The following is a 9,150-nucleotide window of genomic DNA, read 5'->3' on the forward strand; positions in this document are numbered from 1 at the left end:
TGTGCGGGTTTCATAAAACAAAGGTAAGCAAAGATAGCTAATTTTAAAACTTACCAACCAGATATTTCCGCTGAGCCACAATTGCCCAAAGTATAAAACCTAAATACATGATATATTCAATTATTTGTTAATGGAATTGGATTACAAAATTAAACACAAAACGTAGGGATACAAACCAATTGCCGATAATTTTATAATACCCGCCAGCCGTATTACTGGCGGGGCATCATAACGTGATTTCGCTGGTCGAACCTCAACGTGCGTCTATGCTTGTTTACGTGGCAATAATATCCCTAATATTTTGTCTGAAATTCTCTAATTTTTTCTTCTTACTGTACAGTACTCTACTGAATGCCAACGAAAGTAATACAATTATTATTCATATCATAATTAGCTATGATATTTTTGTTTAAACTTTTAAGATTGAATTCGGGTTTAGACGGTTTTGAATTGCATTTCCTTATAGCCATAGGGGTAAGTAATCCCATGATTTCCCGTTTCTCTTGTTCTATTGATGCAATAACGTCCCTAAGCCGTTTTTGAAGTTCTTCCATTGTCATTTTCTTGTATGGTGGGTACGGTTGAAACATACCCACCGGGTTAACTATCCAATCTTTATCAAATTCGCTATCTTACAACTTCTAAAGGCTTGTTTCTCATTATCGTAGTAAGTTATAAGGCTATCGTTCTTTTTACGTTCAGCGCCTTTTGTTTCGGGTATCAAGCCCTCTTTCAAGGTTCCCCATGCGGTACGGATTTCTCCGTTTAGCTTTTGATAGTAGAACTTTACGACACCTTTCTTTAGTGCCGCTTTCAATTTTAAAACTTGCCAGGCTTGTTTCATAGCCTCAGCCATTGAGAAACCGTACACTTTAACAAGCATCCAAGCCTGCTTCATTAACTCACTCATCTTGTTTTTAAATTCTGTTGCCATAATGGTAGATTTTATGTGTTAGTACTTATATCCGAAATGATTCTCCCAAAAGTCGATTTCTGCCTCAAAAGAAGCGATGCACTCTGTTTTGCTTTCTTCGTACATGGCGAATACTTGTTCTTCACTCATTACTAATACCTGTTGGTATTCTCTGCACATCTGGTTTAAATCTTCTCTTGTCATAAGGCTTATATCTTTTTGTTTAACTTTGACAATGCAAAGATATAGTATTTACTTTAATAAACCATAAGAAGAATAAAGTAAATGCTTACATTTAACATCTATTATTAAACCAAATACTATAATAGATAAACTATTAACTTATATTTGTGCTGTAAATATTAAAGGATATACTTATGAGGATAAAAGAAGTAATAAAAGAAAAAGGTTATACTCAAAAAGAGTTTGCCGAAAAGTTAGGTATGAGTACTGTGGGGCTTGCTCAAATTATAGCTGGAAAACCATCATACACTACGTTGGAAAAGATTGCCGGCGCTTTAGGTGTAGAAATATGGGAGTTGTTAGTATCAAAAGATGAAATTGTAGGTAAGGAAGACGGTGGTTCTTTCACATGCCCCCACTGTGGTAAAAATATCAATATCAAGGTTGAGTAAGTGTATCGTACCACTTTGAAAAGTGTATCGGAAGCGATACGGCCGATACAGAGAATGAAAAAGCCCCATTCCGGTTATATCGGTTTGGGGCTTCATATCCTTATTTTGGGCAAGCAAGTGATTTAAACAATCTTAGCCAGTACGGCGATAAGTTTCTCCAACGATTTACCCTCTATACTAAAATTAGGAGATAGCCCATTATTAGTACGATAATCTTCTGTTTCCTCATCCTCGTTGACCTCAAAGCAAGCGGTGTTGGCAAATGTATCATCTGGGTTAATCCTTTGATATACGGTAATATTTTCTACTATATCAGAGGTATTGATAGTTACCCCGTCCTTCCTTACCGGTTCGGTTGATAGTTTTAGCAGTTGAATACCCAACAAACGAGCTTCTTGTATGTCAAGGTGAACGGCATCTTTTTCTTCGATAAGCTGCCCGTTTTCCACCTTGTTAACAAGGATTTCCCCGTTATCACCTTTCCTCACGTAGAGGGATTTCTCACTATCTTTTCTCACTCCAAAAAAAACTTTCTGTTTCATAAGTCTGTAAATTAAACAGTTAATAAATATATTTCATTGTTATTATTGCGATAGAATGAATGTTTGTATGGTACGTTAAAAACGGGTCTGCAAATTTGTAATATTGCCAATTGGGGCTTTTCCCGTAATATCTTTATGCGAAGTGAGCTTTTTCTACGCAAAAACGCCTCAAAAATTCTTATTTCCCACCCCAAAACACGTCATTCAATCGTTAACCGGTCTTTCCTTGCCCTTCAAAAAAGATGCTAACATCAATGCCATTTCTATAGGCATATCCCAAAAGCTCGTCGGTAGGGACAACATAGAATGTGCCCCTGCTTCTTTTCCTCTCCATGAACCCGGCTTGTGTCATTAATTCCGTTGCGTCCTCTTCCGTGGTGTTTTCTTGGAAAAGCACCTCAAGCAATTCGGCGAAATGCTGTGCCGATAGCCTTATAGGCTTTGCGAGTGATTGTACAAACCATTTCCTCAACAATTTTAGCTTCATCCGTTTTGTCATAACAAATAATCTCCTTTTTTCACTTTTAATCTTATTTTGGGGCAAGCAATCCGGAAAGTACCGGACAGGGTACGGATAGCTCCCCTTTCAATCATCATCTTCTCAAATTCCGGCAATGTAAGATAAATACCCGTTTCCTCTTGAAGGATATGCTTTAAAATATATCCGTCAACTCCCGGCATCGTTTTTTGTGTAGTAATGATGCTATCAGTCCATTCATCTATCTTTTTAATTTCCTGCTCTGTCATAATAGAAGAATTTAATTAAACAATATTGGGTTTATACCCACGAAGATAAACTCACCGTCGGGGCTTGCCCTTATCCATTCCGGGACACCTCCAAACATTTCATTGAACTTTGCTTGACCGATAGTCTTTGCTGCCATATCATCAACTGATTTGTAACCGTTGGCTTTGGCAAAATTGCTATCTACTTTAATTTCTACAATGCCGCTACCGTCTTTCCATAAGCGGAAGGTAATAGGCATCCCTTGAAACTCCCATTGTACGATGTCGTAACGGTCTGTCTGTTCTATAATCTTTTTGTACTCCATATCTTTAATTATTAAAAAGTTGTTTCTGTTCGTTTACCTCCAGTAGGGCAAATTCTATACGGGGGTGATACTTATCCAAATGCTTTTCCGCTTCAATCTGATAGCAAAGTTTATCATCAGTGATTGCATTTACCATTTGCAGACAATCAAGGAGCGTTTTTAGCGAGTTGTCAAGGTCGAAGCGTTCCGAACTATGCCATACTCGGACAAACAATCGGAAACGGCTTGAAATGCGCCTATTGCGATACATCTTGCATTGTTCCATGAAGTTACGTTCATAAGCTCGTATCTTTCCGTCCTTGATAATGCGCTTTGTGTCACCTTTGCCCGGTACGGCTTGGTAATGGTTGGCCTTGGCGATAATCTGACCGTGAATTACTTCTATTTCCATAGTATCAAAGATTAATTACTGCACGTTCTTTCGGTATTTCCAGTTCTGCTAACCATTGGCAAACATCGCCTATTGTAGTGGGTTTCTCCATGTGCTTCCGTTGCTCCAGTATCAAGTCCGCAATGTCTCGTTTGCTATTGGCGGCCTCATCTTTTGCCCAATTAGACAAACTTATGTTCCGGCAATAATCGAGTTTCTTTATTTTCTCGTTCCACTCTGCTACCGCATCAGCATCCGCGTACACAATCACATCACGTCCAGCCAACGCCTTACATCTTTCCGGTGTAAGACCTTGTTTTCCACCACATGACACCCAAACGAAGGCCGGGAATACAATAGAGGCGATAATAGCGGCTTTCTCGCTTTCTGTTAGGCAAACAATATCTTTAGGTCTTTTGGGTAGAAGGTGCTCACCAAACAGACATTGTCGTAAATGAAAGTCAGATGCTTGCTTCCCTTGTTTCTTCATCAAACGAGCGTGCAGCCAGTCTATGGCATCTATTTTCCCTTTAACGCGGTGCCCATCTGTATCGTAATTCATAACTTTACCAGTGTGACACATTGATAACTTGTCTATTTGTGGAAAGATAATTTCACGCTTTTTTGTGCTTCCTAAATGATAATCGGCTGTAATCTTGTTTAGAGCCTCATCCGTGAAGTATTTCCGTAGGTAGTCCATTAATGTATTGTTGGTGCTTTCACTTTGTTGTATCAAAGAAAAAGGTATGTAGTCCGTCTTTTCTTCTTTCTTCGGTTGAGGCGTTGGCGTGGGTCTGAACCCCTTATAATCTGTTGGGTTCTCATCAAAGTACATCTTAGGGGTTTTCTCATATCCACATGAATTACGATGTTCACACCTTCCAACATCTTCGGCAAGCGGATTTCCTGCCGCATCCACATAAAGAGTAAAACAAAATTTCCTTCCACAAGCCGGGCACGTATGGCGGCTGTTTCGCCCGGTGTATTTCTGCAAGCTGTATGTATATTCCATATCAATAAAATCTTTTTGGGTTTAAAAATGGGTTCATGGGTTCAAGTGGGTTCAAATTGGGTTCACTGACCCCGAAAGTGTGGATGGGTTCATGGGTTCACGCCTAAATATAAAGGCGTGACCCTTGACCCCACTTTCTACGGCTGCCCTGGGTTCAATGTATATTTACCGTCTGACCCCACTTTTATAAAGCCGTTTTTCTTCGCTTCTGATATTCTTCGTTTGGCAGTACTTTCGCTTATCGCATCTTCCAAAGCATAAGCGGAAACAAGCTCACGAAATCCATAATTAGGCAATTTATCAAAGCAAAGTTTTAAAACTCTCTGAATGTCTACTACACGTGCAGCGTTTGTGGTTGTATCTGTTGTTTCTTCTACACAAAATTCACCGTTAGCATCAATGGAGAAAGCAAAGTCAGTAGCGGGTACATTCCGGCTATCAGTGCAGGTAACAAGAAACTTTCCGTCTTTCTTTGATACTTCAAAACAATCGGTTAGCTTGTTGAGAAGTTCCGTTCCTAAATGCCCTCTCATGTTGCCATCTTCTTTTGATTTATTTTGATGAAGCACTGAAACAATTGTACAGCCATATTCAGCCGTCAAGGAGAGAAGCCACTGGATAAGTTCGTTACTTTGTTCAAGGCTGTTAAAGTCCTGCAATAAATCACGTACACCGTCAATGAAAATAATATCGGGCTTTTCTTCTTTGATGGCATCTTCAATCGTTTTTCTGCGTTCTTCAATGGTTAAGGGGCGCATGAAAAAAAGGGAGAAAGTGTGTATCGTTTTTATCGGTAGGAAGTCCGGCAAACTTTAAGGCTCTCTGGCAGCATTTCTTTAAGCTCGCTTGTGATTGTTCCGTATCGAATAATAAAACCTTGTAGCGGTCTTGTAAAGGTATAACATCACCTTTGGAAATGCCGGCAAGCATTACGGAAATAAGGATATATTCCCATTGGCTTTTACCTTGTTTGGCACGCCCTTTAATCCCGATAAGTTCACCTGCCGGGATTGATGGAATATTGCCGATACTAAACAAAAACTTTGGCTCATTGATTGGCTGCGATAAGTCCAAAACATAATTTTTATATCTAAATCTATCCTCTGTCATTTCCGCTTTGAACTTAGTTTGTTCTGCGGATAGTTCTTGTAATACATTTACTCCCATAGCTACCCCTCCTCGAATAGATTAAATTGCGTATTATGCGGCTTAGTTTGCCACTTTTGAGGGTCTGCGGAATAATGCTTTGCCATAAAGTGGGTACGCTTATCAGGTGCAATATAAATAGCCTGCAGCAAGCCCATGTTTTCCAAATCTCGAACATACCAAGTAATACAGTTTCGGAGAACTCCAGTAGCAAAGAAGCAATCTAAAGTTGTGCCTACCGTATAGCGAAAGTAATCAAGAACTTTGCACAAGTCATTAGGATTGTGTACATTTGCAGTATCAATCTTCGGGGCGGCTTCGGTCGCTCTTGTTTTTTCTTCCATGTTAAGCCCTCCGGTATTTAAAGATTACTTGTTTTTTAACAGCCTCATCAATAGTATCAGCTTCATAGAGGATTCTACTACCTATACGTTTAGAAACTATTAGTCCGTCTTTAGTGAGCCTCGCTAATGTAGGTAAAGTCACATGAAGTAAATCGGCTGTTTCTTTCCGGGTATAGAACTTAGGTTCTTTCTTTGCTGTTACAGACAATACCCTTTCTGAAACTCTGTTTACAATTTCGTCTATGAAGGGAGCAAATAAGCTAATTATAGCCGATTGCTGAGTTTGATTTAATCTTTCCATAACTATTCCTTTTTTTTGTTATGAAGTTCAGAGTACGCACGTCCTTATCTTCGTTTACAAAGTTATGCTGTGGTGATTGTGGTGTTATTGTGGTGCAACAAAGGTGTTTTTTACTTATACGTAAAAAAATAACGCACTAATACGGTTGTGTATTAATGCGTTACATAAATCGAGATAAAAAAACTGTGGTGCCCCTGTGGTGTGGCTATTGCTTTTTTCTTATTATTTCTCCTATCTTCTCTTTCTTCAATTTATTCTTAATATATTCAGCAACATTCGTACCGCTACATTTTTGAGGTTTTATGCCTATACTTTCAGCAGCATCTTTGTACCAATTATTGCCCATACAGATAGATAAACAGCTAATCATGTGTTTTGTCTTAGCTTTATTTCCTTCTTTTTTGCCATAAACAGAGGAGAAATCAGCTTTTTCTACTAATGTGCAGAATTGTGCTTCGGTTAAATCAAAAGCATCACCGTTTAATGAGTTATAGATGTATAATACTGCTTCTTTTTTTTCTGTTTTAATTTCATAATTATTCTCGCTTTCATTGTTTTGGCATGGCTTTCCCAAAATATTCATAGAACTATTATTACTTGTTTTTATTACTTGTTCTTCAATATAATTAAGTGCTGTTTTTAAATCGTTGACGATTATCTGCACCATGTTTGTTAATGTGTAAACACTGCTAAAATATTCTTTTGCGGCTTCATCTGTTCCATAATGTCTTATTGCTCTTTGTTTATGGCTATTGCAGGCATTAGTAAAAATAAAGGTGTGTCCTTCAAAAGAAATGGAGTCATTTTTTAGGTTTCTATCGTATGTAATTAGGGGTTCAAGTCTGATTTTATACATAGGATATGTTACCTTTATGTCTCCTGAGGTTAAAATTTCATTTAATACATCTCTTACGTTTATTGTTCTTAATGCTGTAAATAGTGAATCTAAATATGGAATAGACGGGAAAGAATACCCTACACTTTTTATAATATCTATTGCCTTAAATAATATGTCTGAAAGATTATCCGTTTTAGTAAACTCCATAAGTTTTGATTTTGAATTTTGACTATTAATGAAAGATATAGCTATAGCGACTATAGTGTAGATAAAGAAAAGAGATTACCTCACCCTTGCATCTACCTTGCTATCCTTAATTTCGTAAAATAACTCTCTTTTGCTGCCAGCATACTCTTTTCTGATTCATCTAATTTTAGGTACGTTTTTAACTGCTGTTCGCTGCTATGTCCGGTTATTGCCATGATAGAACTAAGGGAGGCGCCGGCCTTTTGCATATTGGTAGCAAGTGAACGCCTACATGTATGTGTTTTAAGAAGGTCGCAAAAGCGTTTCTTTGCTGTGTACTCCATTACTCCCCGTTGTTCGTCCAATTCTACTATTTCCGTCCATCCTAAAGCCTCGCCAATCTCTTTGATATGGTCGTTTATCTTTTGGTCGTATACTTTGGGAAGTGTGCCGTTATATTTGTCAAGGATAGCAGCAACACGATAATCAAGAGGAATATAAACTACGTTTCCGGTCTTTTCCTGCTTTAGTTTGATATAGCGGTTCCCATCGCTTAGGGTAACAATCATCTTTGAATTGATACGCTTATAGTCGCTCACACGTTGTCCGGTCAGACATCCGACTACAAACACATCCTTCACCTTCTCCCATGCCGGACGATTGGATAGGTCATATTCGTAAAGTTCCTGTATGCGTTCTTCTGTCAGGTAGACATTATCAACATCTTTATAGATTACATCAAAACCAAACCGGACGTTTGCCGCATCCATTAGTTTAAGTTGCTCGGCCGCATAACATATTGTTTTGCATATCTTCACCATCCGCGCAATAGTGTTCGGGGAATACTCTTTATCAGTGAGAAATAACCGGAAGTCATTATAAAACTCTATTGTCAAGTCCTCAAAATCAATAACTTTTAACCTTGTTTCTTGATACGCTTTAAACTGGGACTGAAAACCTTTGTAGCTTTTGACGGTTCCGGGAGATATATTTGTAGTTCCTCCCTTCTTTTTCCGCTTTCCGGTTTCGCATTCATGTATGAATTGAGTTATGAAATCGTTGAAGTCGGTAGCTTGTTCTTCTTCCAATGCTTTAGCCTCAGCTTTGGCACGCTCTTTTTCTGCTGCTATTTGTTCAGCGTACACAATCTCATGGATGCGTTCTTTTACCATATCGGAAGTAATAGCTATGCCATTCTTTATAAAGGCATCAAACATTGAGGAAATAGCATCAAGTTTGAGAAATAGCTCTTTGCCTTTTCCGTTTCTGAACGCTGTTAATGCTTTCGCTCCAGTCAAAGACTTATTCCATTCCTTTACATCAACTTCCAGCCCGGTAGATACCCTAATATTAATCTTAGGTACTCTATTCTGTATGCGAGCGTATAACGTTGCATATCCCTCGCTTTTGTCAGTTCTCAAAATGAATGTCGCTGCCATAATCTTTAGGGTTTAGATTGGTACTACAAATATAGAGGTTCTTTTAAATTTGGTACTACATTGGTACTACATTTTTTTATCTCATTTAATTTTATTTTCTCTGTAAAATAAATAATATATTGAATATTAATAGTTTGTATGTTTTATATTTTACTAAATAAATAAGCAAAATAAAGAAAAAGAGGTTCGCCAGGAACCTCAATAATCCCTCTCAGATTATTTCTGAGAGGGATTTTCTTTTGGGCACGCTCGGAACGAGCATTGTCTAACGGGTGGAAGCGGAGCAACGTAAAAAAGGGTCAACGTAAAAACCTGAGGGATTCATAGCTTATGCATAAATTTTCGCCAGTCTGAACAGGAAGAAAGCTCTGT

16 protein-coding genes are annotated in these 9,150 nt (G+C 38.3%); 1 reads left to right on the plus strand and 15 read right to left on the minus strand.

Going from position 1 to position 9,150, the window contains the following annotated elements:
- Positions 1 to 344: 344 nt before the first annotated feature.
- From AB5903_RS21030 to AB5903_RS21040, 3 genes are read right to left on the minus strand one after another with little or no spacing between them, the layout of a single operon-like run.
- Complete coding sequence (locus AB5903_RS21030) at positions 345 to 554, minus strand: hypothetical protein (RefSeq protein WP_272709872.1); 210 nt, start codon at positions 552 to 554, stop codon at positions 345 to 347.
- Positions 555 to 604: 50 nt separating this feature from the next.
- Complete coding sequence (locus AB5903_RS21035; RefSeq protein WP_272709871.1) at positions 605 to 934, minus strand: SH3 beta-barrel fold-containing protein; 330 nt, start codon at positions 932 to 934, stop codon at positions 605 to 607.
- A gap of 18 nt (positions 935 to 952) precedes the next feature.
- Positions 953 to 1,117 carry a 1-aminocyclopropane-1-carboxylate synthase gene (locus AB5903_RS21040; RefSeq protein WP_272709870.1) on the minus strand — a complete coding sequence of 55 codons (165 nt, stop codon included), beginning with the start codon at positions 1,115 to 1,117 and terminating at the stop codon, positions 953 to 955.
- A 173-nt stretch (positions 1,118 to 1,290) separates the two neighbouring features.
- On the opposite strand from AB5903_RS21040, the gene AB5903_RS21045 reads away from it, so the two are divergent.
- Positions 1,291 to 1,548: a helix-turn-helix domain-containing protein gene (locus AB5903_RS21045; protein WP_272709869.1), complete on the plus strand. Its 258-nt coding sequence runs from the start codon at positions 1,291 to 1,293 to the stop codon at positions 1,546 to 1,548.
- A 122-nt stretch (positions 1,549 to 1,670) separates the two neighbouring features.
- Here the strand turns inward: AB5903_RS21045 and AB5903_RS21050 are convergent, their stop codons facing one another.
- The 12 genes from AB5903_RS21050 to AB5903_RS21105 all read right to left on the minus strand — a co-directional run bounded on the left by AB5903_RS21050 (position 1,671) and on the right by AB5903_RS21105 (position 8,778).
- Positions 1,671 to 2,090: a hypothetical protein gene (locus tag AB5903_RS21050; protein ID WP_272709868.1), complete on the minus strand. Its 420-nt coding sequence runs from the start codon at positions 2,088 to 2,090 to the stop codon at positions 1,671 to 1,673.
- Between the two features lie 211 nt (positions 2,091 to 2,301).
- A complete protein-coding gene (locus tag AB5903_RS21055; RefSeq protein ID WP_147349163.1) occupies positions 2,302 to 2,577 on the minus strand; it encodes a hypothetical protein in 276 nt (91 codons plus the stop codon).
- 8 nt (positions 2,578 to 2,585) lie between these two features.
- Positions 2,586 to 2,837: a hypothetical protein gene (locus AB5903_RS21060; RefSeq protein WP_272709867.1), complete on the minus strand. Its 252-nt coding sequence runs from the start codon at positions 2,835 to 2,837 to the stop codon at positions 2,586 to 2,588.
- Between the two features lie 11 nt (positions 2,838 to 2,848).
- Positions 2,849 to 3,142 (minus strand): hypothetical protein, encoded by a 294-nt coding sequence (locus AB5903_RS21065; protein WP_272709866.1) that lies wholly within the window; start codon positions 3,140 to 3,142, stop codon positions 2,849 to 2,851.
- Positions 3,143 to 3,146: 4 nt separating this feature from the next.
- Positions 3,147 to 3,533, minus strand: a complete 387-nt coding sequence (locus AB5903_RS21070) for a RusA family crossover junction endodeoxyribonuclease (RefSeq protein WP_272709865.1) — start codon at positions 3,531 to 3,533, stop codon at positions 3,147 to 3,149.
- 4 nt (positions 3,534 to 3,537) lie between these two features.
- Positions 3,538 to 4,524: a DUF6371 domain-containing protein gene (locus AB5903_RS21075; RefSeq protein ID WP_272709864.1), complete on the minus strand. Its 987-nt coding sequence runs from the start codon at positions 4,522 to 4,524 to the stop codon at positions 3,538 to 3,540.
- A 137-nt stretch (positions 4,525 to 4,661) separates the two neighbouring features.
- A complete protein-coding gene (locus AB5903_RS21080; RefSeq protein ID WP_368118233.1) occupies positions 4,662 to 5,282 on the minus strand; it encodes a hypothetical protein in 621 nt (206 codons plus the stop codon).
- On the minus strand, positions 5,263 to 5,691 hold the full coding sequence (locus AB5903_RS21085) for a hypothetical protein (RefSeq protein ID WP_368118234.1): 429 nt from the start codon (positions 5,689 to 5,691) through the stop codon (positions 5,263 to 5,265). Before AB5903_RS21085 ends, AB5903_RS21080 begins: the two co-directional genes overlap by 20 nt.
- A 2-nt stretch (positions 5,692 to 5,693) precedes the next feature.
- Positions 5,694 to 6,014: a hypothetical protein gene (locus AB5903_RS21090; protein ID WP_272709862.1), complete on the minus strand. Its 321-nt coding sequence runs from the start codon at positions 6,012 to 6,014 to the stop codon at positions 5,694 to 5,696.
- A gap of 1 nt (position 6,015) precedes the next feature.
- Positions 6,016 to 6,315 (minus strand): helix-turn-helix domain-containing protein, encoded by a 300-nt coding sequence (locus tag AB5903_RS21095; protein ID WP_272709861.1) that lies wholly within the window; start codon positions 6,313 to 6,315, stop codon positions 6,016 to 6,018.
- Between the two features lie 205 nt (positions 6,316 to 6,520).
- Positions 6,521 to 7,360 carry a hypothetical protein gene (locus AB5903_RS21100; RefSeq protein WP_272709860.1) on the minus strand — a complete coding sequence of 280 codons (840 nt, stop codon included), beginning with the start codon at positions 7,358 to 7,360 and terminating at the stop codon, positions 6,521 to 6,523.
- A 92-nt stretch (positions 7,361 to 7,452) separates the two neighbouring features.
- Positions 7,453 to 8,778 carry a phage integrase SAM-like domain-containing protein gene (locus AB5903_RS21105; protein ID WP_272709859.1) on the minus strand — a complete coding sequence of 442 codons (1,326 nt, stop codon included), beginning with the start codon at positions 8,776 to 8,778 and terminating at the stop codon, positions 7,453 to 7,455.
- Positions 8,779 to 9,150: the final 372 nt, after the last annotated feature.

It is taken from the genome of Bacteroides sp. 2201st1_D9_2201SCRN_220225, assembly GCF_040928965.1.
Lineage (GTDB): Bacteria > Bacteroidota > Bacteroidia > Bacteroidales > Bacteroidaceae > Bacteroides > Bacteroides stercoris.